Annotated in this window: 19 protein-coding genes; 11 read left to right on the top strand and 8 right to left on the bottom strand. The window is 53.8% G+C overall.

Going from position 1 to position 23,121, the window contains the following annotated elements; genetic code table 11:
- Positions 1-37: 37 nt before the first annotated feature.
- The gene (locus GHO03_RS13595) at positions 38-415 is read left to right on the top strand and encodes a hypothetical protein (protein WP_153400031.1); all 378 of its coding nucleotides are present in this window, start codon (positions 38-40) and stop codon (positions 413-415) included.
- A gap of 74 nt (positions 416-489) precedes the next feature.
- Here GHO03_RS13595 and GHO03_RS13590 read toward each other — a convergent pair whose 3' ends face one another.
- The gene (locus GHO03_RS13590) at positions 490-2,193 is read right to left on the bottom strand and encodes a hypothetical protein (RefSeq protein ID WP_153400028.1); all 1,704 of its coding nucleotides are present in this window, start codon (positions 2,191-2,193) and stop codon (positions 490-492) included.
- Positions 2,194-2,479: 286 nt separating this feature from the next.
- Complete coding sequence (locus GHO03_RS13585) at positions 2,480-4,075, bottom strand: recombinase family protein (protein ID WP_153400026.1); 1,596 nt, start codon at positions 4,073-4,075, stop codon at positions 2,480-2,482.
- 74 nt (positions 4,076-4,149) lie between these two features.
- Between GHO03_RS13585 and GHO03_RS13580 the strand changes: the two genes are divergently transcribed.
- The 3 genes from GHO03_RS13580 to GHO03_RS13570 all read left to right on the top strand — a co-directional run bounded on the left by GHO03_RS13580 (position 4,150) and on the right by GHO03_RS13570 (position 6,511).
- Entirely contained in the window at positions 4,150-5,595 is a 1,446-nt protein-coding gene (locus tag GHO03_RS13580; RefSeq protein ID WP_256668575.1) for an ATP-binding protein, read from the top strand.
- Positions 5,567-5,935 (top strand): hypothetical protein, encoded by a 369-nt coding sequence (locus GHO03_RS13575; RefSeq protein WP_232527641.1) that lies wholly within the window; start codon positions 5,567-5,569, stop codon positions 5,933-5,935. The genes GHO03_RS13580 and GHO03_RS13575 overlap by 29 nt, the downstream gene beginning before the upstream one ends.
- 90 nt (positions 5,936-6,025) lie before the next feature.
- Positions 6,026-6,511: a GNAT family N-acetyltransferase gene (locus tag GHO03_RS13570; protein ID WP_095019294.1), complete on the top strand. Its 486-nt coding sequence runs from the start codon at positions 6,026-6,028 to the stop codon at positions 6,509-6,511.
- Positions 6,512-6,563: 52 nt separating this feature from the next.
- On the opposite strand, the gene GHO03_RS13565 is transcribed toward GHO03_RS13570, so the two are convergent.
- Both GHO03_RS13565 and GHO03_RS13560 read right to left on the bottom strand, forming a co-directional pair.
- Positions 6,564-8,777 (bottom strand): TonB-dependent siderophore receptor, encoded by a 2,214-nt coding sequence (locus GHO03_RS13565; RefSeq protein WP_095019293.1) that lies wholly within the window; start codon positions 8,775-8,777, stop codon positions 6,564-6,566.
- A 139-nt stretch (positions 8,778-8,916) separates the two neighbouring features.
- Positions 8,917-10,659: a phosphoethanolamine transferase CptA gene (locus tag GHO03_RS13560; RefSeq protein ID WP_095001648.1), complete on the bottom strand. Its 1,743-nt coding sequence runs from the start codon at positions 10,657-10,659 to the stop codon at positions 8,917-8,919.
- 362 nt (positions 10,660-11,021) lie between these two features.
- Between GHO03_RS13560 and gnd the strand changes: the two genes are divergently transcribed.
- The 5 genes from gnd (at position 11,022) to nudC (ending at position 16,135) form a co-directional block, all read left to right on the top strand.
- Positions 11,022-12,002, top strand: coding sequence for a phosphogluconate dehydrogenase (NAD(+)-dependent, decarboxylating) (gnd, locus tag GHO03_RS13555; RefSeq protein ID WP_153400023.1), 981 nt, complete (start codon positions 11,022-11,024; stop codon positions 12,000-12,002).
- Positions 11,999-13,522, top strand: coding sequence for a glucose-6-phosphate dehydrogenase (zwf, locus tag GHO03_RS13550; protein ID WP_095020881.1), 1,524 nt, complete (start codon positions 11,999-12,001; stop codon positions 13,520-13,522). Before gnd ends, zwf begins: the two co-directional genes overlap by 4 nt.
- On the top strand, positions 13,519-14,337 hold the full coding sequence (locus GHO03_RS13545) for an HAD family hydrolase (protein WP_153400021.1): 819 nt from the start codon (positions 13,519-13,521) through the stop codon (positions 14,335-14,337). Before zwf ends, GHO03_RS13545 begins: the two co-directional genes overlap by 4 nt.
- Positions 14,338-14,461: 124 nt before the next feature.
- The gene (locus tag GHO03_RS13540) at positions 14,462-15,274 is read left to right on the top strand and encodes a crotonase/enoyl-CoA hydratase family protein (RefSeq protein ID WP_153400018.1); all 813 of its coding nucleotides are present in this window, start codon (positions 14,462-14,464) and stop codon (positions 15,272-15,274) included.
- A gap of 30 nt (positions 15,275-15,304) precedes the next feature.
- Entirely contained in the window at positions 15,305-16,135 is an 831-nt protein-coding gene (gene nudC, locus GHO03_RS13535; protein WP_150629370.1) for an NAD(+) diphosphatase, read from the top strand.
- Here the strand turns inward: nudC and GHO03_RS13530 are convergent.
- Positions 16,103-16,882: a TSUP family transporter gene (locus GHO03_RS13530; RefSeq protein WP_095001643.1), complete on the bottom strand. Its 780-nt coding sequence runs from the start codon at positions 16,880-16,882 to the stop codon at positions 16,103-16,105. The genes nudC and GHO03_RS13530 overlap by 33 nt on opposite strands.
- A 172-nt stretch (positions 16,883-17,054) precedes the next feature.
- Positions 17,055-18,140 carry a sigma-54-dependent Fis family transcriptional regulator gene (locus GHO03_RS13525; RefSeq protein WP_095019291.1) on the bottom strand — a complete coding sequence of 362 codons (1,086 nt, stop codon included), beginning with the start codon at positions 18,138-18,140 and terminating at the stop codon, positions 17,055-17,057.
- 331 nt (positions 18,141-18,471) lie between these two features.
- On the opposite strand from GHO03_RS13525, the gene GHO03_RS13520 reads away from it, so the two are divergent.
- Together GHO03_RS13520 and GHO03_RS13515 are read left to right on the top strand one after the other, a co-directional pair.
- Positions 18,472-19,641 (top strand): cysteine desulfurase family protein, encoded by a 1,170-nt coding sequence (locus GHO03_RS13520; protein WP_153400016.1) that lies wholly within the window; start codon positions 18,472-18,474, stop codon positions 19,639-19,641.
- Positions 19,642-19,697: 56 nt separating this feature from the next.
- Complete coding sequence (locus GHO03_RS13515) at positions 19,698-21,518, top strand: aminopeptidase P family protein (RefSeq protein ID WP_095001640.1); 1,821 nt, start codon at positions 19,698-19,700, stop codon at positions 21,516-21,518.
- A 49-nt stretch (positions 21,519-21,567) separates the two neighbouring features.
- Here GHO03_RS13515 and GHO03_RS13510 read toward each other — a convergent pair whose 3' ends face one another.
- Together GHO03_RS13510 and rhtA are read right to left on the bottom strand one after the other, a co-directional pair.
- Entirely contained in the window at positions 21,568-21,849 is a 282-nt protein-coding gene (locus GHO03_RS13510) for a hypothetical protein (protein WP_095001639.1), read from the bottom strand.
- A 151-nt stretch (positions 21,850-22,000) separates the two neighbouring features.
- Positions 22,001-22,900, bottom strand: a complete 900-nt coding sequence (rhtA, locus tag GHO03_RS13505; protein ID WP_095019288.1) for a threonine/homoserine exporter RhtA — start codon at positions 22,898-22,900, stop codon at positions 22,001-22,003.
- Between the last annotated feature and the right edge of the window lie 221 nt (positions 22,901-23,121).

Below are 23,121 nucleotides of genomic sequence, written 5' to 3'. Positions count from 1 at the left end.
GCAGTATGTTATGATGTTTTAAACAACTGAGAAAAATATGGACTATTCAGAAAGGAGAAAGGTGCTTGGCGTAATTGGCGGAAAAATTTCAGGTCTGAAAAGACGATGGAGGCAAACCTCTATAATTTCATTCATCAAGTATTTAGAAATGCAGGAGGTCTATGATTTCTCGCAAACGCTGGCACAGCGATTGGCATTTGAATTTTGCGGCAAAACGATAAATAGTGAAGTTCTAGTTAAAAACTTCAAGTCAAATAGGGATGCATCAAATAAATTCGATGTTCAGAAAATCGTTAAAGACCTGCACGGTAGATATTTAACTGAGTTTACTGTTTATTGGAATGACTCTGAGCTGTCATTAGCTTATACAGCCAAAACTGAGACCGAGAGGCTAAAAGCCTTAAATAATATATGACGGAAGCAAAATAGACATGTTTTAAAAAAGCGGCACAAAGCCACCTTTTGGTGGTTCATGCATCAGTTTCGCTATTAAGGCTTTATTTTCGTGATTAGGAGTCTGATGTCTTCGACTTCGGGTAAGTCTGGAAATAACTCTTTGTATTTCGCAAGAATACCTAGTTGCTGATTTACTTCATCCTCTGCTTTTTTTGTAAAAAGCAATTCTTTTGTATTATCATTCTCACGCACTCGATTAAATGCCTCTCTCGCTCGCTCCAAACACTTATCTTCTATGTCTTTGCGTCTTGAAGAGAAAAGTTCATCAATCCAATTTACAATACCGTCTACCAAATTTGATAGATGTGTTTTGAAGAGTTTTAACTCCGCTCTTTGAGATGCAATCTCTGCTTGAATTCTCGCATGCTCTGCACTGCCATCTGCGATACTTTGTTTATAATGACTTGAACTACGACGATAGGCGGTTGCCTGTTCATGTTCCTCGGCTGTGGCTTGCTCTGCGAGCCTCTGACGTTCTATGGCGTCATCTGCTTTGGTCATCTGTGCTTTGACGTATTTTTGGGCTTTATGGACATAGTGAGTAACTTCATGTTTTTTTTCTTGTGCGAGGTTCAAAGCATTTTCGGCTTCTGCTTTTTTGATTTTTACCAACTCATAAAGATTAAATGCACGTTCTGATTTTGGCTTTTTAGCTTCGCCATTAATGTGGCGGAGCGTGTTCATATGCCCCTCTGTCTTCTCGTTTTTTTTTGCGTAAAAGGGTGTGTTTTTCAATAGCCTATTGTTCGTGTATGCGTAAAACATATCCTGTAAATATCCAAATAGTAATTGCGACTCCAAGAAATCAGGTGTCTCGCCAATCAATTCTGTTCCTGGGCGATGCTTTTTTAGGTAGGAGTTAACTTTTTTGATTTGCGTTTCACGTAAGTCATAACGCCCAGTCTTGTTATTCTTGGTTGAGATAAAAATATGAGGATGGTCGCTATGGTCTTTTAGATTAACGTCTTCATCTCCATGCAGCACGATGAAATGAATGGGGTAGTCTGGAAAAACTTGCTGGTAGAAGTCTTTTATTAGGTCAATACGACCTTCGGCGCTAATTCCCGACACTTCATTTTTAGAAGGGAATTTAAAGAAAGCCTCTTGAATAACAGCTTGGTTTTTTCTGATAAGCGCTTTCGGGCCACGCTCAATCTCATTGTGGCATTCAAGAAACTTTCTTGCTGTGTCGATTTTCTGAGCTTTTCTTTTTATCTCGAACTGGTCAAGGTCAGACAAAAGATGCTCTGTGTCAACAATACCTTTTGCGTTGAGTATGTTTTGAAAAGCGATAATGCTACTTTCATCTGTTTCTTTCTTGCTTGCGTTCTTGGCTTTGTTTTTTAACTTGCTTCTTAGTTCCAGTAATTCAGACCTGTTGTCGTTTACGATAGTTGGTGCTTCTGCTTCGTCTGCAATTTTTGCAAGCAGTGCTTCTCTCTGTTCTTTCGGGTAGTCGTCAAGTTTAGTTGTGCCAGTTTCAGGAAGCCAGATTAGGTTAAGATGAGATTGCTCATCGAACCATTCAAGTTTTTTCGGTTGGCTTGCTGGTATGCGCAGAGAGTGGCGCAGACTCTTGAACAACTGACGGCGACCGCCATGTCCATTTGTGGATACTTTCTTGATTTCATTCGTATAGTTCAATGTCTTGAATATCATTGACGTGATTTTTTTGTCATTCATTTTGTCCTCATATTGATTATTATATTGGCGCTGCTTTGCTTTTGCTTCTGCCATTCCGGCAAGGAACCCGTGCTTACTACCGCAAGCGAAGCGTCTTAACGAAGTTAAGTGTGGTAGTAAGCCCAACGGGTTAAAAGAGGCCACACATAAATATTAGCATTTGGATTAATGCTTTTGATTTTAAGCTGGACTTGTTCAGCTCGACCTGATTTGTCAGGTCTGCTTTTGGCTGGATTTGTCCAGCCTGCCCGAATTTGTTCGGGCATTGCTTTACTGCTTTTAGTCGGAGCCTCAAAAGGTGCCAAAACTTGTTTTGGTGCGTTTTAGGGCTGGATATGCGTCATTTCAGATGGGGTTTATATCGAGCGGTGTAACCGTCCGGCGTAACGTCAATCGTATCTAGTTTTTCCTCATTATGGTAAATATCAAGCTCAAAGAATTTCTTTTTGATTGGATTGATAATGAGTTTGATTTTTTGCGAGTGAAGAAAATTATTTATCTTTATGCGTCCTCTTTCAGTTAGCAAGAGGCGGTAAATTTCTACAACATTAAAGTCGGACTTGCTTGCTAAATGCATTGAGCTTATTTTAAGGCTTAGTTTGTGCTCATCTATTTTCAGCTTGTCTAGCTCATGACTAACCTCATTAATCCTACTCAAAATATATTTTTGAGCGCTTTCAGAGGATTTTTCGAGAATGGCAAAATTACTACTTAACGCTTTCTCTTTCAGGATTATTAATCCTGAAATTTCCTCATGCTCTTTTTCAAGTGCTTTAATATCATCAGTTTTGACGATTATTTGGTGAAATGGGATTAGTGATTGATAGGCTAGAAATATTGACTCTACAAGTGCATACCTATGCCTAACGCCTTTTCCGGGCGTTGCATATGAGCATTTTCCTACGGTCGAAGCAAGACAGACCAAATCTACATATAAACTCTTTTGTGAGTGATAGCGAAACGTTGAACCACACTTACAAAAGACCAAACCACGCAAAATATTTCTGAACTCTTGTGCTTTTCGACCTGCTAGTGATGGGTCTTGCCGTTCTTTGAGCTTTGCGCTAATCCTGTGAAACTCTGATTCACTGATAAGGGCGGGATAATAGCCTTTTATCTCTTTCTTAATTTGTATTGGCTTCCCTGCATCCCACTCCATGGCAATATATGAACCGTATATTGCATGCTGATGAAGAATGTTGCTTATTGTCTTGGCTGAATATTTTCTAGGATACCCCTCTTGATTAAGCTCTTTGGCAATAGATTGAAACCCAATATCAAAGCATAACTCTGTGGCACGCTTTACGGCTTCGGCGTGTTCGTTTAAAACGAATTTTCCATCTGCATAGTCAACCCAGAAAGGACAGCGCTTAGTTATAATGCCGCCGTTCTCGCCCTTTAAAAGGTTTCGGGCTTTTGCGTCTGAAATACGGTCGCTTTTATTTCTACTCTCATCATTCGCACGTTCAAGAATGTTTTGAATAAGACTTATATCAACACTGCTATCTTTTTTTCGTTTTGAATAAAGTCGATTATCGAACAATGTATAGATTCCGCAATCCGCTTGAATGATTGAGATAATAAGCTCTAATGCGTCATACCCGCCGACTCGACTAATCCTGTCGAATGACTCGACTAAAAGCAAAGCGTTCGGCAGAATTTCTTTTGACTTGATACGTTCAACAAATTTTGCGAGCTGACCACTTTTTAGATTTTTGCCTTTGAACGCTGAGACACCGAGGTCTTCGTACCGTTCGACCTGTCGAGCGGTAGGGTACTGCTCGAAAAAGCGATTGAGTTGTTCAAGCTGTCGAACCTCACTAAAACCTAATTTTTGAGCTTTGGACGAAAAACGTATGTAGCTGTACACGTTGATTGTCTCATCGTCTCTGAACACGTCAGAGAACGCCCTCGGCAGTGATTTTTTGACGGTCATAATGCTCTCAAAGCCCCGGAAACACTGGATTGTAGCATTTTATACAAAAAGCCCCGCTGATTGCGGTCATTGGCATGCTCGAATTGGCCATGAAAAAGGCCGACCAAGGCGTTATTGATCGTTTCGCAATCGAAGTGGCCTCAGTCTCGGCCCACGAGTTGCTCGATTTGATTGGCGATATTCTGGATATCGCGCGCATTGAGTCCGGTCATCTTTCATTGCACCCCAAACGCTCAAATATCAAGTCGCTGGTAGAAGCCGTGGCACGAATGTTTGATGGGCTGGCGCGGCAGAAGCAATTGAGCCTGGTCTGTGAATCGAGCCCGGCAGCGGATGTGGATGTGCTGATTGATCCGATACGCTTCAAGCAAATCGTTTCCAATTTGCTGAGTAATGCCATCAAGTTCACGGACACGGGGGAGGTCCGGCTGATATTGACATTGGGGCTGGCTGCAGATGCGCAGCATACAGCGATCTGTTTGCGCGTGAAGGACACCGGTGTGGGTATTTCTGAGGAAGACCAGAGCCTGCTGTTCAACCCTTTTGTTCAGTCCAGTAACAACACGCAATCTGCGCGTCAGGGCTCAGGCCTGGGCCTGGTGATTTGCCGTGAGCTCTGCGAAATGATGGGAGGTCAGTTGCACCTCAGCAGTGTTGAGGGGCTGGGCACCCAAGTTGAGATCATGATGGTAGTGCCTCTGCTTGAACATGAAGAGCAAGCTGCAGACGCCCTCGAGCAAGCCCCGGCCATTACCCGGTCGCTGAACATTCTGGTCGTGGATGATTATCCGGCTAACCGGATGCTGCTGGCCCAGCAACTCAGCTATCTGGGGCACCGTGTGTCAGACGCCGAGAATGGCGAGCTGGGCCTCAAGGCGTGGCGGCAGGGGGCTTTCGACCTGGTAATTACTGATTGCTCGATGCCGGTCATCAATGGCTATCAGTTGGCCCAGGCAATACGAGCCGAAGAGGCGCAGCTGGGAAAGGCCCCTTGCCAGATTTTTGGTTTTACTGCGAACGCACAGCCCGGCGAAGTTGAGCGTTGTCTCGATGCGGGAATGGATCAATGCCTGTTCAAGCCCATCAGCCTGAAAGACTTGAGCGCCTGCCTGGCAACTGGTCAGGCGCAGAACCTGATATATACCGATGCCGATGAATCTGATCAAGGCGATAAGATTGATCTGACGTATCTTAAACAGTTGAGTCAGGGTGATGAGCAGATGATTCATACACTTCTTGCAGAGCTTTCTACAAGAAATCGTCTCGATCTCACTGCCCTGATCGAACTCTTTTTGAAAGATGATTACGCAGGCCTGGCTGCCCTGGCCCATGGCATCAAAGGAGGGGGCAGACTTATTCAGGCCAGGAAGCTGATTGAGTGTTGCGAACAACTGGAAGCGGTTTGCCAGTCCGGAAAATCAGAAGAACTCACCGTCGCGGTCGATGCACTTCACAGCAGTATGGAGCAGTTGGCTGACGAACTTGAACATCATGCTCAAGCTAATCAATCACATGGATGACGAGGCTGCAATGCCAACAAAATCTTTACGAATACTGATTGCCGATGCAGACCCGAACGAGGCTCTGAAAATAGAAAGGGCTCTTAATATTCTGGGCTATTACCGGATCGCGCCTTTGTACCATGGCGAGGCGCTGGTAAGCCTGAAGGCAGCACCCACCAATGAATATGATGTGTTGTTGATCAGTCAGAAAATGGCAGGTGAGGTTATTGCGGATGAGGTCGAATATCGCAAGGACAACTCGCAGTTTCGGCATGTACTGATTTACACGGATGCCGACAGTTTTGTGAATCAGCTTGCCAGTGTGATGCCGATGCTGGATGTTTCTGCCAACCCCTGAAACAGGCACTTGTCTGCATTGCCGGGGCCGCGATAAGGTCTGGCGTTGTTCCAACAAACCAATGCCCGGACTCGTCAAGGAAAACCCGTAATGTCGGATGTCGTCGTAGTGCAAGCAGACTATACCAACCCGGTTCATGCCCAGGCGTTAAGGGACGTGTTGAATCACTACGCCCGGGACCCGATGGGCGGAGGTGAAGCGTTGTCGCAAACGGTATTGGCGCACTTGCCGGCAGAGCTTGCCAGGCGCCCTCATGCCTTCAGCGTACTGGCGTTCGTCAATGGTGAGGCGGCGGGTCTGGTTAACTGCTTTGAAGGCTTTTCCACCTTTGCCGGCAAACCCCTGGTCAATGTGCATGATGTGTCGGTGGTCGATACGTTTCGCGGTCTGGGCCTGAGCCAGAAGATGTTGCTCAAGGTGGAAGACATCGCCCGCGAACGCGGCTGCTGCAAGATCACCCTCGAAGTACTCGAGGGCAACCCTGTGGCGCAAGGTTCCTATCGCAAATTCGGCTTCAGCGATGGCCAGCTCGACCCGGCGCACGGGCGCATGCTGTTCTGGAACAAATATTTGTAACTGTAGAAAAACCTTGTAGCAGTTGACGAGCTACAAGGTTTGCCTCCTCTGCCTACAGTGTCCACTCCAGGCCAACGCTCACCGTCCGCGGATCACCCCAGAACACGCCGTTATAGAAACCTACGTTTTCGTAGTACTTTTCATCGAACAGGTTTTTGACGTTCAGGGATGCCGAGACGTGTTCGTCAAACTTGTAGCGGGCCATCAGGTCGACCAGGGTGTAGGACTTCTGAGTGATGTCTTCCTTGAAGGTAATCGGGTTGCCTTTGTCATTTTTCTCGCCGGTCGGGCGATTGGCGGCACGATAGATATCGCTTTGCCAGTTGACGGCCGCCCCCACGGTCATTGCATTCCAGTCCCCAGGCAGGCGGTAGGTGCTCGAAATCTTGAGCATGTTCAAAGGCGCTGCAGTATTCATGCGCTGGCCTGCGGCGTTGCGCGAATGGGTGTAGGTGTAGCCTGCAAGCATATTCCAGTCGCGCATCACTTCACCGGCCAGCTCGACTTCGAAACCGTTGATCTTGTTGCCCTTGCCGCCGGATTTGTAATATTCCTCGCCCTTGGGGCCGCGTGGTACTGAGTCATCGATTTCCGGCACATTGTCCTGCTTGCTCCAGAACACCGCCGTCGACAGGTTGAGGCGCTCCTGCAAGAAGCTACCCTTCAGCCCCAGCTCATAGTTGCTGCCCACCACCGGCTCAAGGTAGGAGTTGCTGGCGTCCTTGCTGGTGGTTGGCTTGAAGATGTCGGTATAACTCGCGTAGGCCGTCAACTCGTCGGTGAAGTCATACAGCACGCCGGCGTAAGGCGTAATCACATCGTTTTGGGTCTGGCTGACTTTCGGGGCAGGGAAGTTGGTGCTGGAGCTTTGCCAGCTGCCATACCGGGTGCCCAGTACGGCATGCCATTGATCGGTCAGGTTAAAACGCGTGGCCAGGTAGCCGGATTTCTGCTTGATGACGTCGTGAGTCCCTTCAATACCGGTATTGAAATCCTGATATTTGGGAATCGCGCTCATGTCTTGCCAATTGGGGATGTTGTAGTAGTCGTCCGGGTTGAGGTCAACCATCAGGGGCGAGGTGTTGTCGTTCTTGGCCTGGCCATAACCCACCATCAACTCGTGATCACGCCCGAACAAGGGGTAGGTGCCCGAGATATTGACGTCAACGGCGCTCATCTTCTCTTCGCCGATAAAGTGGCTGGCATAGGCCGACATGCCCGTACCATCGGGGTTGGGGAAGCCGCCGCCGGCGTAATAAACCTTACCTTCAGCGTCGCTGGTGCGATGGGTGTAGGCTGCTTTGAGGCGCCAGTCATTGACCAATTGCTGGTCGAGGGTGGCGAAGGCGGTTTTGTCCTTCATCGGCCATGAACTCCAGGAAGTCGCCAGGTTGGTTGAGCGCCCGAAATTGGCTTTGTCGCCCGAGCCGGTCCAGTAAGGTGTGGTGCCCCAGGAAGAACCCTTTACCTGCTTGTCCTGGTAGTCGTAACCCACGGCCAGAACAGTGCTGTCGCTCAGGTCGGCTTCCAGAATGCCGTAAGCCACTTCGCGCTTGAGGGCGTAGATATCGCGAAACGATTTGCTGTCGCGATAGGCCAGCACCGTGCGCCCGCGCAGGCGGCCGTCGAAGGCCAGCGGGCCGCCCACATCGACATAGCTGTAATAGTTGTCGTAGCTGCCGCCCGAAGCACCGGCCTTGGCCTGCAACTGGTGGGTGGGGCGTTTGCGGATCATGTTGATGGTGCCCGACGGGTCGCCCGCGCCGGTGGTCAGGCCGGTGGCGCCGCGCACTACTTCAATACGGTCGTAGATAATGGTGTCGGCATCAGTCTTCATAAAACTGAAGGTGTTGAGCATGCCGTCAATCTGGAAGTTATTGATGGTGTAGCCGCGGGACGAGTAGCTGACCCGGTCCGAGTCGTTGTGCTGTACCACAATGCCTGTGGTATGGCGCATGGCTTCGGTCAGGGTGTTGAGGTCGAAGTCGTCCATTTCCTGACGGGTGACGACCGAGATCGACTGCGGAGTTTCGCGAATGCTCAAGTTGAGTTTGGTCGCGGTACTGGTCGAGCCCGTGGTGTAGGAACCGGTATTTTCTGTGGTGGCACCCAGGCCCTGGGCTGTGACGCTGGTGGTGCCCAGCTCCAGTGAGCGGGTCGTTTTCTTGACCTCTTCCTGCTCGGTATCCGCCAGTAATTGCGGGCATGCGGCGCTGCTGATGAGGCCGAGGGTGAGGGTCATGGAACGGGTGATTGGCGCGAACATCGCTGCCGACTCCTTGTCGTTGTTATGAAGTTGTTCAGTGCTTCAAACGAATGACAAGGCGCGGAGTTAGGCGAAAAGAGAATTATTTGTAAAGAAGTGTCGGAAACCTGCGGGGCGCGCCGTGCGCCCCGCACGTTGATTATTGCTGGACCACGTTGGCAGGGGCGGGCTGTTTTGGCTTGATCAGGCTGAAGTCGATCAAGGCCTTTTGTGGGCGCGAGTAGGGGTCGCCAATCAGCTGCGGGCGGGCGACAAACGTGTCGCTGACCAGGCTTTTCTTGTCGTCCAGTTCGTCGGCACTGAGGCCCGCCAGGTCTGCCCAGGTGTGGATAAACTGCGAGCTGCTGTAAGGTCGCCCGAGGTCGGCAGCAAAATTCCAGGCATGGTTTTCACGCCACTTGGGCGAGGCCCAGGCCATAAACGGAATGGTGTACATCGGGGCTGTCGGCTTGGCCTCGTTGCGGCCCAGCGTCGCGTGGCCGACCGAGTCGAACACGTCTTCACCGTGGTCCGACAGGTACAGCAGGAAACCATTGGGGTCGGTCTTGGCAAAGTCCTTGATCAGGCTCGATACAACAAAATCGTTGTACAGAACGGCATTGTCGTAGCTGTTGTAGGTGGGTACTTGTGCATCGCTCAAACCGGCGGGTACGCCACTACGGTCGACAAATTTGTCAAAGGTCGGTGGATAACGGTACTGGTAGCTCATATGCGTACCGAGCAGGTGAATCACGATCAGCTTGCGCGGGGCGCTGTCGGCCAGGATCTTGTTGAAGGGCTCAATCACGTCGCCATCATATTGGCGGGCGTTCTGGTTGCGGTTGTTGTTGAGGTAAACCTGCTGGTCAGCCTGCTCGGAGAAGGTCGTGAGCATGGTGTTGCGCTTGGTCATGGTCTGCTGGTTGGTGACCCAGAAGGTTTTGTAACCGGCTTGCTTCATCACGCTGACCAGTGACGGGGTGCTCAGGTACAGGTCGGGGTTTTCTTCGTCGGCAAAGGTCAGCACTTGTTGCAGCGCTTCAATGGTGTAGGGCCGCGGTGTCACCACGTTGTCGAAAATGGCCAGTTGATCGCGCAACTTGTCGAGGTTTGGCGTGGTTTCGCGCTGATAACCATACAGGCTCATGCGCTGGCGGTTGGTGGACTCGCCAATGACCAGTACCAGGGTAGTCGGCTTGCCGGCCTCGTTGTCCTTGAGGTTGGTCAGCGGCGGGATCTTGCTGACGCTGGCGAGCATGCCCTGCATGTTGTCTAGTTGCTCCAGGTAGCGGCGATAAGCTACTAACATCTGCCACGGTACTGCAGGTTCAACACGGCTTTCGAAGCTTTCCATGGCCGTGGCCAGGTTGTCGTGCTTGATCGTCTGTTTGACCAGCGGGTAGCCGATAACCGCCACCAATATGGCCACCGCTGCAGCCCAGGCCTGCATGCGCGGCAAATACACCGGGCGCAGGCGGGTCCACAGAAACACCGCAAAGGCGGTATGTGCCAGGAATGCCAGCACCATCCACCAGGCAAAGTACTGGGTCATGTATTCGCCAGCTTCAGAGATGTTCGACTCGAACATGATGAAGATGACGCTTTGCGAGAATTCCTGTTGATAGATAAAGAAGTAGCCCAGGCTGGCCATCGAACAGGCCCACAGCACGACACCAATGACCGCCGCCATTGCCCGGGTGTGCCTGGGAAACATCAGCATCGGGGCCAGCCAGATGGCACTCATCACAAAGGCTTGGCGAAAGCCTGAGAACCCGGAAGTGCCAGTCAGCTGGATAAGCAGTTGGGTAATGCCGGAAAAATACCAAAAGAACAGGAACAGCCAGCCAAGGCCTGCCCAATCGAATCCCTTCGCAGATGTATTACTGCGTTTAAACATCCCCATACAGCGCTCCAGCTGATAACTACTTGAATGGTCAGTGCCATGTAGCCAGGCACAGCACATGAGTACTGCCTCAAGAGTGGGCAGTCACAAAGTGTTTAAGTATCGCCAAGGGGATGTGAAAACTTTGTCACCCATGATCGGGCTGGTGGAGATGGATCGGTTTTGTCGCACCTTGAAAATGTTACGTTTTTTGCAGTCTTTACTGCTTCGTCCGTCTGTTGAGTGTATTGAATCGGGAATCTGCCCTCCAGCTTGTGCGAAACTATGCAGCATGTGTCAGGGCTGATCCTGATCGGGCACCTTGGGCAATGCTGCACCGAGGTGCTGTACACCTATTTATTTGTCGTTGGGAGCAACAGTACATGCAGTTGGGAATTATTGGATTGGGCCGTATGGGCGGGAATATCGCGCGGCGTCTGATGCTCAATGGGCATATAACCGTGGTTTTTGACCGCAATACCGACTTTGTCAGCGCTCTGGAACAGGAAGGCGCCACCGCCGTTGCCGATTTGCCAGCGCTGGTCGCAGGCCTGGCCAAACCCCGTGCTGTCTGGGTCATGCTGCCTTCCGGTGCGCCGACCGAAGACACCATCGAGACTTTGAGCGAGTTGCTGGACGCCGATGACATCATCATTGATGGCGGCAACACCTTCTACAAGGATGACATTCGTCGTTCGCAGTCGCTGGCCGAGAAAGGCATCCAGTACGTTGACGTGGGTACATCGGGCGGCGTGTGGGGCCTGGAGCGCGGTTATTGCATGATGATCGGCGGAGACAGCGCTGTCGTGAAACATCTGGACCCGCTGTTTGCAGCGCTGGCGCCAGGCATGGGCGATATTGCGCGGACCAAGGATCGCACCTCTGACGATGACCGTGCCGAGCGTGGTTACATCCATGCTGGCCCGGCTGGCGCTGGCCATTTCGTCAAAATGGTGCACAACGGTATCGAGTACGGCTTGATGCAGGCGTACGCCGAAGGTTTCAACCTGATGAAGATGAAAGGTGGTGAAAACCTGCCTGAAGAGCAGCGTTTTGACCTGAACCTGGGTGATATCGCTGAAGTCTGGCGTCGTGGCAGCGTGGTGTCTTCCTGGTTGCTGGATTTGACCGCCGATGCTCTGGCCACTGATGAGCCGCTGGATGGCTACTCGGGCGCCGTCGCAGACAGTGGCGAAGGCCGCTGGACCATCGAGGCCGCAATGGAGCAGTCGACCCCGGTGCCAGTGTTGTCGCAAGCCCTGTTTGCCCGCTACAGTTCACGCCAGCAAAGCCTCTATGGCGACAAATTGTTGTCAGCCATGCGCTTTGGTTTCGGCGGCCACGTGGAGACGCCTAAAAAATGACCGATCTGTCCAGTAAACCTGATGCCAAGCCTGCGCCGCCCACCACTCTGTTTTTGTTTGGTGCCCACGGTGATCTGGTCAAGCGCTTGCTGATGCCGGCGCTGTACAACTTGAGTCGTGATGGTTTACTGGACGGTGGCCTGCGCATTGTGGGCGTCGACCACAATGCGATCAGTGATGAGGGATTTGCCAAAAAGCTGGAAGACTTCATTCGCAATGAAGCGTCCAGCAAAGTGGATCATCCTGACGGCGAGGGCTTGAATGCCGCTCTATGGGCCTCGCTGGCGAAGAACATCAGCTATGTGCAGGGCGATTTTCTCGATGACAGTACCTACGCGGCGCTGGAACAGAAGATTTTCGCCAGTGGCACCGCCAATGCGGTGTTCTATCTGGCTACTGCACCGCGCTTTTTCAGCGAAGTCGTGCAGCGGCTGGGCGCCAGCGGGTTGCTCAAGGAAACCCCGGAGGCTTTTCGCCGGGTAGTCATTGAAAAACCTTTTGGCTCTGACGTGCAAACAGCCCAGGCATTGAACGAATGCCTGCTGAGCGTCATGAGCGAGAAGCAGATCTACCGGATTGACCATTACCTGGGCAAGGAAACCGTCCAGAACATTTTGGTCAGCCGTTTCTCCAACGGGCTTTTCGAAGCTTTCTGGAACAATCATTACATTGACCATGTGCAGATCACGGCGGCAGAAACCGTCGGGGTTGAGACACGTGGCAGTTTTTACGAACACACCGGCGCCTTGCGCGACATGTTGCCCAACCATCTGTTCCAACTGCTGGCGATGGTCGCGATGGAGCCCCCTGCGGCCTTTGGTGCCGATGCGGTGCGCGGTGAAAAGGCCAAGGTGATTGGCGCAATCCGCCCCTGGTCCAAAGAAGATGCGCTGAAGAACTCGGTGCGCGGGCAGTACACTCAGGGTGAGTCCGGCGGCAAGCCGGTCGTGGGTTATCGCGAAGAGAACAATGTGGCGCCAGACAGCACTACCGAAACCTTTGTCGCGCTCAAGGTGATGATCGACAACTGGCGCTGGGTGGGCGTGCCGTTTTATCTGCGCACCGGCAAGCGCATGAGTGCGCGGGACACTGAAATCGCCATCTGCTTCAAGCCTGCGCCTTATGCGCAATTCCGTGACACCGACGTTGAACGGTTGCAGCCCAACTATTTGCGGATCCAGATCCAGCCCAATGAAGGCATGTGGTTTGACCTGCAGGCCAAGCAACCCGGACCGGGGCTGAAAATGGCCAATATCGAGTTGGGTTTTGCGTACAAGGACTTTTTCCAAATGCAGCCTTCAACAGGCTACGAGACCTTGATCTACGACTGCCTTACTGGCGACCAGACCTTGTTTCAACGTGCGGACAACATTGAAAACGGCTGGCGGGGTGTGCAACCTTTTCTGGACGCGTGGCAGGAACAAACGGACGTGCAACCGTACAAGGCCGGTGAAGACGGTCCTGAGGCCGCTAAAGAATTGCTGGGTCGCGATGGGCGTGTCTGGCTCAACATAGGATGAGTGACGTGAAGCAAAACCCGATTGAGCTGGTGTTGTGTGACATGGATGGCACCCTGCTTTTACCTGATCACAGTATCAGCCCGCGCAACCTGGCGGCAGTCAAGGCGCTGCAGGCCGCCGGCATTCATTTCACCCTGGCTACCGGCCGCCCGCCACGGGCCATGCGCGATTATATCCGGCAGTTGGGGGTTGAGCTGCCGACTGCCGGGTTCAATGGCGGGGTGCTGGTCAACGCCGATGGCAGCGTGCTGCAGTCCCACCATGTGCCGTACCAGGCCGTACTCAAGACACTCGAGTTTTTGGCCGGGCATGACGTTGAGGTCTGGGTGTTTGCCGACGATGAGTGGCTGTTGCGCGACCCGACGGGGCCGATGGTTGCCCACGAGCAGCAGGGCCTGGGTTATGCCCCGCTGGTAGTCGAGAGTTTTGAACCCTACCTGCACCGGGTGGACAAGATCGTGGCCACTACCGGCAATGCACCCTTGTTGGTCGAGCTGGAGCAGCGTTTGCAGCAGTTATTGCATGGGGAGGCCTCTGCCAGCCGCTCCCAGGCCCGTTATCTTGATATCACCGCGCTCAGGGCCAATAAAGGCGATGCCCTTGCCACGCTGGCCGAACACCTGGGTGTGCCTCTTGAGCGCACGGTGGCGATTGGTGATGGCGGCAATGATCCGGCCATGTTCCAGCGTGCCGGGCTGTCGATTGCCATGGGCCAGGCCGATGCGCCTATTCGCGAGCAGGCGATGCATGTCACCGGCAGCAATACTGAAGATGGCGTTGCCCAGGCGATCGAGCGGTTTATCCTGACGCGCTGAAGGGGGCTGTGACAGGTCGTTTTGTCCGTATTTTGGCGTGATCGCGGCCTGCCTGCAGCCTGCAAGCCTTGTTATAGTCCGCCGCTTATCGGCCGGCGACGGCGCCCCGCAAAGGATTCAGGTTATGTCCGATTACCAGGCTTTTCAGGTTGAGTTGAACGGCAATATCGCCCATGTACAGATCAATCGACCTGAAAAGGTCAATGCGATGAATGCTGCGTTCTGGTCCGAAATCATCGATATCTTCCAGTGGATTGATGAAACTGACGCGGTGCGCGTGGTGGTGCTCAGTGGGGCGGGCAAGCATTTCTCGGCCGGCATCGACCTGATGCTGCTGGCGTCGGTGGCCAATGAAATGGGCAAGGATGTGGGGCGCAACGCCCGCATGCTGCGACGAAAAATCCTGCAAATGCAGGCCTCGTTCACTGCCGTCGACCAGTGCCGCAAGCCAGTTCTGGCAGCGGTTCAGGGTTATTGTATTGGCGGGGCGATAGACCTGATTGCCGCCTGCGACATGCGCTACGCCGCTGAAGATGCACAGTTCTCGATCAAGGAAATCGATATGGGCATGGCCGCCGATGTCGGGACACTGCAACGCCTGCCGCGTATCATCGGTGATGGCATGCTCCGCGAGCTGGCCTATACCGGGCGAATGGTCGCGGCAGATGAAGCTCGCGCCATCGGCCTGGTAAACCGGGTCTACAGTGATCAACAGGCGTTGCTTGAGGGCGTTATGGCGATTGCCCAGGAAATCGCCAGTAAATCGCCGATTGCCATTGCTGGCACCAAGCAGATGATCGGCTATATGCGCGATCACCGAGTGGAGGATGGCCTGGAATATGTTGCGACGTGGAATGCTGCGATGCTGCAATCCAGCGATCTGCGCCTGGCAATGACCGCGCATATGAGCAAGCAGAAACCCGAATTTCTCGATTGAAGGCTTTGTAACCTGAACAAGGATCACTTGATGACACCGCGTTGGATCACGGCAGTACTGGATACAGACCTGACTGGCGGCTGGGCCGTGGCGCGCGGCCCCGACGGTTTTCTGAATGATGACAATGGCCCGCTGTTCCCTCGCGAATGGCTCAAACGCCAGAACTTGCCGGTACTGGCCGAGCATGGCATCGGCCACCTCGACGGCGAGCCGGTATATTTGCTGGAGCTCAAGGGTGCCGCTCAGGTAGAGGGCTGCCATTGGCAGGGCTTGCGCGCCTTTATGCTGGGCGACGACCACACGCTTTATAAAGTGCTGGGTTATGCCGCGCAAATCGGCACCTGGGCTCGTGAACATCGTTTTTGCGGCAGTTGCGGGCAGGCCATGACGCAGGTGTCCGGGGAGCGGGCGATGTACTGCGCAACCTGCGACTTGCGCAGTTACCCGCGCATATCGCCGAGCATGATCGTATTGATTACCCGGGGTGATGAAGTGCTGCTGGCCCGTTCGCCGCGCTTTGTGCCGGGGGTTTACAGCACCCTGGCGGGCTTCGCCGAGCCAGGCGAGTCGGCCGAGGATTGCCTGATTCGTGAAGTGCGCGAAGAAGTGCAGCTGGAGGTCAGGAACATCCAGTATGTGGGCAGCCAGTGCTGGCCGTTCCCGCACTCGATGATGCTGGGGTTTCACGCGGAATATGCCGGGGGCGAGATTGTGCCCCAGGCCGATGAGATAGAAGATGCGCAGTGGTTCAATGTGCATCAATTACCGCCGTTGCCGGCGTCGCGCTCGATTGCGCGTTATCTTATCGACCTGTATGTGGCGCGGCGCTTAGGCCATGCCGAACCAGTGCTGCCAGGCTAGGCGCACGGTCAGGCCCAGGACCACGGTAATAAATACCGGACGAATAAACTTGGCGCCGCCGCTGATCGCGCTGCGGGCGCCAAAGTAAGCGCCGACCATCACTGCAAAGCCCATGGTCAGGCCGATTATCCAGTCCACATGCCCGGAAAAGATAAACACCGACAGCGCTGCAATGTTGCTGACGAAGTTCATGCTGCGGGCCACACCGCTGGCCTTCACCAGATCGATGGGGTACATCAGCATGCTGCTGACAGTCCAGAACGCACCGGTGCCCGGGCCGGCCACGCCATCATAGAACCCCAGGCCCAGACCCTGCGGCAATTGCCATTTCTTTTTGATCGGCGCGTCGTTGTCGACAGGTGTTTTTGGGGTGCCGCCAAACAACAGGTAAATCCCGCAACCGAAGACAATCACCGGCAGCATCTTGTTGAGCCATTCTGCGGGCATGTAATGGGCGGCAGTTGCGCCAATCAGGCTGCCGACCAGGGTGCCGAAAATGGCCAGCTTCCATTCGCGGGGATGGAACAGTTTGCGACGGTAGAAGGTAAGGCTCGCCGTGGCTGCGCCGAAGGTCGAACTGAGTTTGTTGGTCCCCAGCACAAGATGTGGCGGCAAGCCTGCGGTGAGCAGGGCAGGGGTGGTGAGCAAGCCGCCACCACCTGCGATGGCATCGATAAAACCGGCAACAAAAGCAACGGCGGCCAGAATGGCGAGGGTGGTCAAATCTACGCTGAGTTCAAAAGGCATGGGATCGACTTAATTCGGCGGGACGTACAGCGCAGGCGCGCGGGAAGGACGTCATCTTACCGATAAGCGAGAACAGCGGCGATAGGGCTTTTGTGATTGCCCGACGGCGCCATGAACGATCATGGGGATCGTTTGGCGCTACGGTCAGGCAATTGCGTCAGCGGGTGTTCTATTAATAGACGAGAGCGTCGGCATCCATCCGCCGGACGTTGACTGATAGTGCACCGAGCTTGATCAGCCGGGTGCGGGTGACGTTGCGACTCAAGCCCAGCAATTTGGCCGTGTGCACCTGGTTGTGATGGCAAAATTCATAAGCGCTGCGCAGCAGGGCGTCTTCGACGGTTTCATGCAGGGCTCCCGGTTCTTCTTCGAAAAGCTTGCGAAATGCGCGCTGCAACAGATCCCGGGTAGTGTGTTGAACCGGTTGTTGCGTCGGCAAGTCCTGGCGCCTGCTGCGTGACTGGGACAGGCGCAGGTCCTGCACCGTGATGGTCTGGTTGCGGCACAGCAGCAGGCTGTGGTGCACGACGTTTTCCAGCTCGCGAATATTGCCCTGCCAGGGGTGATGCACCAGGACTTGCTCGGCGCACTCGCTCAGGGCCGTTGGCCCGTGGGGCAGGCGTTGGCGATAGGTTTTCAGGAAGTGGCGGGCCAGCGGCAGAATATCTCCAGGTCGCTCGCGCAAGGGCAGCAACGCAAGGCTGACAACATTCAGGCGGTAATAGAGATCCTCGCGGAAATGTCCGGCATCGATGGCCTGCTCCAGGTTGACGTTGGTGGCAGCCAGCACCCGAACGTTGATCGGGGTGCTTTTGCGCGAACCCAGCCGCACAACCTCTTGTTCTTGCAGGACGCGCAACAGCTTGACCTGGATGGCCAGCGGCAAGTCGCCGATTTCATCCAGAAACAACGTGCCGCCATCGGCCTCTTCAAACCAGCCGGATTTTGCACTCAGGGCGCCCGTGAAAGCACCTTTTTCATGGCCGAACAACTCAGCCTCAACCAGTGACTCGGCAAACGCCCCGCAGTTGACCGCCACGAATGGCTGCTGGTGCCGGTGGCTGAGCTGATGGATATGGCGTGCAACGAGTTCCTTGCCGGTGCCGGTTTCTCCAATGATCAGCACACTGGCATCACTGGGGGCAATTTGTTGCAAGTGCGTCAACAGCGCTTTGGACGCTGGGTCTTCAAATACTTGGGCCGTGGCGCGTATGGACGTGGCCAGTGCCGGGGTGGCAGGTAATGTTAAAAGCTGCATTGACAGCTCCTTTTAACAGGGGCTCTGCCCACAAAAGGAAAGCCGGAGGCAGCTTTATAAAGTTATTTTGTTATTCCGTAAACTAACCTAATTCCATATTTATATATCGATATTGCATATCGGACTTGCATCGCGACCTGTTTTTAGCGCTTTATAAGACACTGCTTTCCAGGCCTCCTTAATTTAGGATTGAGCCTGGGAGGGTTTTCTCTTATTTACCTGTTTTCACCCGGCTCAATCAGTTATTTCTAACGGCCGCATTTTCAAGTGGTCTCATTAATCCTCAATCAGGGACGCCCTGATTCAGGAAAGCGCTCAGTGGATTTGAACAATGAACAAGCGACCTCTTTATTTCGATTACGCGGCCACCACTCCCGTGGACGCTCGTGTCATCCAGGTGATGGTCGAATGCCTGGGCTTTGAAGGCAACTTTGGCAATCCAGCTTCCGGCTCCCACGTCTTTGGTCAGCAAGCCCGGCATTCGGTAGAACTGGCCCGAGAGCAGGTCGCGCAACTGATCAATGCCAGGCCGGAGCAGATCATCTGGACCTCGGGCGCTACCGAGTCCAACAACCTGGCCCTGAAAGGTGTGGCACAGGCCGGTGGCCAGTTGCGCGGCCATATCATCACCAGCCAGATCGAGCACAAAGCGGTGCTGGATACCGCGCGTTTTTTACAGGATGCAGGCTTTGACGTGACCTACCTGGCACCTGATGCCAACGGGCTTGTCAGCGCCGATCAGGTCAGCGCCGCCCTGCGGGCAGATACGCTGCTGGTGTCGCTGATGCTGGTCAACAATGAACTGGGGACGGTGAATGACATCCCGGAGATTGGCCGTCGCGTGCGCGAGCATGGTGCGTTGTTTCACGTAGATGCTGCGCAAGGTGCAGGCAAAGTAGCCATCGACCTGAATGAGTGGGCCGTCGATCTGATGTCGTTTTCGGGGCACAAGATTTATGGCCCCAAAGGTATCGGCGCGTTGTATGTGGGCTCGCGGGCACAGGATCGCTTGCAGGCGCAGATTCACGGTGGTGGGCATGAGTCCGGTTTGCGTTCTGGAACGCTGGCGACGCATCAAATTGCCGGTATGGGCGCAGCTTTTGCATTGGCCAACCAGTCGTTTGCCGAAGAGCTGGAGCATATTCGTGAATTGCGTCAGCGTTTGCTTGCACAACTGGCCGATGTGCCGGGCCTGCTATGCAATGGTTGTCCGACCCAACGTATTCCTCATACCTTGAGCCTGACCTTCAGCGAAGGACACTTTAACAGCGCTGCCTTGAGTAGCGAGCTGGCGTACTCGGCAACGTCGGCATGCAACTCGGCCAGCAATGCCCCTTCCCATGTGCTGCTGGCGCTGGGGCATGATGCACGCCAGGCCGGGCGTACCATCCGCCTGAGCCTTGGCCGCTTCACCCGCGAGCAGGACATCGATGTAGCTGCAAAGGCAATCAAGGCTTGCGTAGCAGCGCCCGCACCTTTTTGGGCGGTTGCCCAACCTTGATGGCTGATCCATCATCAGCGACGAATAATAATTACCAGTGACTGGCAGGAGAATAAATGAGTACTCAGGTGTTGAATTCGGGGTCTGTTGTGGAGCGTTTGAAACGCACCCGGGCAGTGATGAGCCAGCACGGGATCCATGCGCTTCTCGTGCCTTCGGCCGATCCCCATCTTTCGGAGTACTTGCCTGCCTACTGGCAGGGCCGTCAGTGGCTGTCAGGCTTTTACGGTTCAGTGGGCACATTGATTGTCACACCGACCTTCGCCGGCGTGTGGGCTGACAGCCGTTACTGGGAGCAAGCGGGCAAAGAGCTCAGTGGCAGCACCATTGAACTGGTCAAACTGTTGCCCGGGCAGCCGGGTCCTCTGGAGTGGCTGGCTGAACAAACGCCAGAAGGTGCAACGGTTAGCGTTGATGGCGCCGTTCTTGCCCTGGCTTCAGCACGAACCCTTGAAAGCCGGCTCAAGGAGCGCGGTGCGACCTTGCGCACGGATATCGATTTGCTTGGCCTTGTCTGGCAGGATCGGCCAACACTGCCGGTGCAGCCGGTGTATGAGCACTTGCCACCACAAGCGACGGTCAGTCGGGTCGACAAGCTCCAGCAGTTGCGCGAAACACTCAAGCAGCGCAAAGCAGACGCGCATTTCATTGCAACCCTGGATGACATTGCCTGGTTGTTCAACTTGCGTGGCTCGGATGTCTCTTTCAACCCTGTATTCGTGTCGTTTGCATTAATCGAGGAGGCCCGGGCTACCTTGTTTGTCGATCTGCACAAGGTCAGTGCCGAACTGCGTGGCACCCTGGCCCGCGAAGGCATAGAGCTGTGCGACTACACCGGGATCAATGCGGCGCTGGCGTCCTTGCCGGCCACTACCCGGTTGCTGGTAGACCCTGTCCGCGTGACCTGTGGGCTGATCGGCCACCTGAAGCCTGAAGTGAAGCTGGTTGAGGGTTTGAACCCTACGACCCTGTCCAAGTCGCAAAAGAGTCTTGATGACGCCGTTCATATTCGCCAGGCCATGGAGCAGGATGGTGCTGCACTGTGTGAGTTTTTTGCCTGGCTGGAAACGGCTTTTGGGCGTGAGCGCATTACCGAACTGACGATTGATGAACAGCTGACCGCGGCCCGTGCCCGTCGTCCCGGGTTTGTATCACTGAGTTTCAACACCATTGCTGCGTTTAATGCCAATGGCGCAATGCCCCATTACCATGCCACCGAACAAGAACATGCAGTCATTGAAGGTGACGGCTTGCTGTTGATTGACTCGGGCGGGCAGTACCTGGGGGGCACGACCGATATCACGCGCATGGTTCCCGTCGGCACGCCGACCGATGAGCAAAAACGTGACTGCACCCGTGTACTAAAAGGCGTGATCGCTTTGTCTCGTGCTCGCTTTCCAAAGGGCATCCTCTCGCCTTTGCTGGACTCGATTGCCAGGGCCCCGATCTGGGCTGAAAACGTCGATTACGGGCACGGCACTGGGCATGGCGTCGGTTACTTCCTGAACGTGCACGAAGGGCCACAGGTTATCGCCTATCAGGCTGCACCGGCGCCGCACACGGCAATGCAGCCGGGGATGATTACCTCGATCGAGCCGGGGACATACCGTCCGGGTCGCTGGGGGGTGCGCATCGAAAACCTGGTGTTGAACCGGGAAGCGGGTGATTCGGAGTTTGGAGTGTTTCTGAAGTTTGAAACCCTGACGCTATGTCCGATTGACACTCGCTGTCTGGAACCATCATTGCTGACGCGTGAGGAGGTCGAGTGGCTTGATGGCTACCACGCCCAGGTTCTCGAGCGTTTGAGTCCGCTGCTTGCAGGCGCCGCTCTGGAGTGGTTGCAGGTTCGTACGGCACCCGTCGCGATCAAGCGCTGATCTTGATGCCATGCTGCCGGTCGGGTCGACAGCATGGCAACAGGTGTTACTACCTGCAGATGACAATCATGCTGCGACTGGTATAACCCGCGGGGTTAAGGCCGAACGGGTAGTCCCCTGGCTCTTCGGCCGCATCACCCGATTTGGCAATCACCCGGTATCCCTTGGTTCCGCAAGACTTGTCGGCTTCGGCATAGCATTTGTTCCACGAGGAGGACAATCCCGAACAATTGATATGCAGGCCTCGCTTGCCATGCTTGACGGAGGTTTCGGAGGTTGCAGCGCAGCCGGTTAAAGCAAGTACGGCTAAAGCTACCAAAATACGTTTCATTCCTGTCCTTAAGCGTTTGCATCGGGTTTACGGGATACGCATGTGTGAGGCTGCCTGTCCGTGGCCCCTGTAGATGTCCGTATCCTGAATCGGCCTGATGAATCTGGAGTGACAAACATCCCTTAAATGAGAGTCAATTACAATAACTGTGTCAACTGGCGCCTTTTTTGTCAGTAGCAACAGGTGTGGAATGGTTGCGCATGGTTAAAGTCGCCCCGATCGAAGCCATGATGATGCAGGAAATGGCCATCCATTGCGTAAATGACAAGATCTCATTCAGAAACAACAGGCCCGACAGTGCTCCGAAGGCGGGTTCTATGCTCATCAGTGTGCCAAATGTTCGAGTTGGCATGCGTGTCAGGGCGATCATCTCAAGTGTGTAGGGCAGAGCGGTGGACATAAGGGCTACGCCAATGGCTATGGGAATCAGGCCTGGAGTCAATAATGCGGCGCCAGCGTGGTACACACCTATAGGTGCGAAAAAAAGTGCTGCAATAATTACGCCTAAAGCAGCGGTCTGCACGCCATTATCCGCTCCGGCCCGTTGCCCATAAAGAATGTACAGTGCCCAGCAGACCCCGGCGCTCAACGCGTAACCCGCGCCGACAGGGTCGATTCCTTGCGTGCTTTCACCAAAGGGTATGAGTAGCAGCAGTCCGGTGATTGCCAGACCTATCCATATGAAGTCGATCGGCCGGCGGGAGGTGTAAATAGCCACGGCCAAAGGTCCCGTGAACTCAAGGGCCACAGCAATACCCAGCGGAACGCTGCGCAATGACATATAGAAGAGGAAATTCATCCCCCCCAGCGCTATCCCGTAAACAATCACGGTTTTTAAGGATTTTGCGCTGAGCCTGGCTCTCCAGGGGCGCAGTATCAGAAACATGATAATGCTGGCGAATGCCAGGCGCAGACTGGTTGTTCCTTGGGCGCCAATGATGGGGAACATGCTTTTAGCCAGCGATGCACCCGATTGGATCGAAGCCATGGCAATAAGCAGCAAGCCAACAGGGAAAAGCGTCGCCATCAGGTTGCGGGGGAGCTTTGTCATTACGGAGTGTGCCTGGGTTTGAGGGGCTTTAAGGCAGGCATGATGCTTAACTGATTGAGAATGTGCAATATAGTGCGCAACTTCTGGCGTTTTTCACGCTATAGGCGCTTACAGATCAATAGTTTCGATTAATGCTTGACTCGAAATTGTAACTGTCTATAATTCGCCCCACTTCCGGCGCAGTCGAAACGGAAAACTCCTTGAGTTTCAATGAGTTGGAT

The organism is Pseudomonas sp. FSL R10-1339 (genome assembly GCF_009600545.1).
Taxonomy (GTDB): domain Bacteria; phylum Pseudomonadota; class Gammaproteobacteria; order Pseudomonadales; family Pseudomonadaceae; genus Aquipseudomonas; species Aquipseudomonas bubulae.
Note: the sequence above shows the minus strand (reverse complement) of the source record. Positions and strands in the feature narration are given on the sequence as shown.

Excerpts from the sequence above, each read along its gene's own strand:
- GHO03_RS13595 (WP_153400031.1), top strand. The coding sequence starts at position 38 with ATGGACTATTCAGAAAGGAGAAAGGTGCTTGGCGTAATTGGCGGAAAA.
- GHO03_RS13590 (WP_153400028.1), bottom strand. The coding sequence starts at position 2,193 with ATGGCAGAAGCAAAAGCAAAGCAGCGCCAATATAATAATCAATATGAG.
- GHO03_RS13585 (WP_153400026.1), bottom strand. The coding sequence starts at position 4,075 with ATGACCGTCAAAAAATCACTGCCGAGGGCGTTCTCTGACGTGTTCAGA.
- GHO03_RS13580 (WP_256668575.1), top strand. The coding sequence starts at position 4,150 with ATGCTCGAATTGGCCATGAAAAAGGCCGACCAAGGCGTTATTGATCGT.
- GHO03_RS13575 (WP_232527641.1), top strand. The coding sequence starts at position 5,567 with ATGCTCAAGCTAATCAATCACATGGATGACGAGGCTGCAATGCCAACA.
- GHO03_RS13570 (WP_095019294.1), top strand. The coding sequence starts at position 6,026 with ATGTCGGATGTCGTCGTAGTGCAAGCAGACTATACCAACCCGGTTCAT.
- GHO03_RS13565 (WP_095019293.1), bottom strand. The coding sequence starts at position 8,777 with ATGTTCGCGCCAATCACCCGTTCCATGACCCTCACCCTCGGCCTCATC.
- GHO03_RS13560 (WP_095001648.1), bottom strand. The coding sequence starts at position 10,659 with ATGGGGATGTTTAAACGCAGTAATACATCTGCGAAGGGATTCGATTGG.
- gnd (WP_153400023.1), top strand. The coding sequence starts at position 11,022 with ATGCAGTTGGGAATTATTGGATTGGGCCGTATGGGCGGGAATATCGCG.
- zwf (WP_095020881.1), top strand. The coding sequence starts at position 11,999 with ATGACCGATCTGTCCAGTAAACCTGATGCCAAGCCTGCGCCGCCCACC.
- GHO03_RS13545 (WP_153400021.1), top strand. The coding sequence starts at position 13,519 with ATGAGTGACGTGAAGCAAAACCCGATTGAGCTGGTGTTGTGTGACATG.
- GHO03_RS13540 (WP_153400018.1), top strand. The coding sequence starts at position 14,462 with ATGTCCGATTACCAGGCTTTTCAGGTTGAGTTGAACGGCAATATCGCC.
- nudC (WP_150629370.1), top strand. The coding sequence starts at position 15,305 with ATGACACCGCGTTGGATCACGGCAGTACTGGATACAGACCTGACTGGC.
- GHO03_RS13530 (WP_095001643.1), bottom strand. The coding sequence starts at position 16,882 with ATGCCTTTTGAACTCAGCGTAGATTTGACCACCCTCGCCATTCTGGCC.
- GHO03_RS13525 (WP_095019291.1), bottom strand. The coding sequence starts at position 18,140 with ATGCAGCTTTTAACATTACCTGCCACCCCGGCACTGGCCACGTCCATA.
- GHO03_RS13520 (WP_153400016.1), top strand. The coding sequence starts at position 18,472 with ATGAACAAGCGACCTCTTTATTTCGATTACGCGGCCACCACTCCCGTG.
- GHO03_RS13515 (WP_095001640.1), top strand. The coding sequence starts at position 19,698 with ATGAGTACTCAGGTGTTGAATTCGGGGTCTGTTGTGGAGCGTTTGAAA.
- GHO03_RS13510 (WP_095001639.1), bottom strand. The coding sequence starts at position 21,849 with ATGAAACGTATTTTGGTAGCTTTAGCCGTACTTGCTTTAACCGGCTGC.
- rhtA (WP_095019288.1), bottom strand. The coding sequence starts at position 22,900 with ATGACAAAGCTCCCCCGCAACCTGATGGCGACGCTTTTCCCTGTTGGC.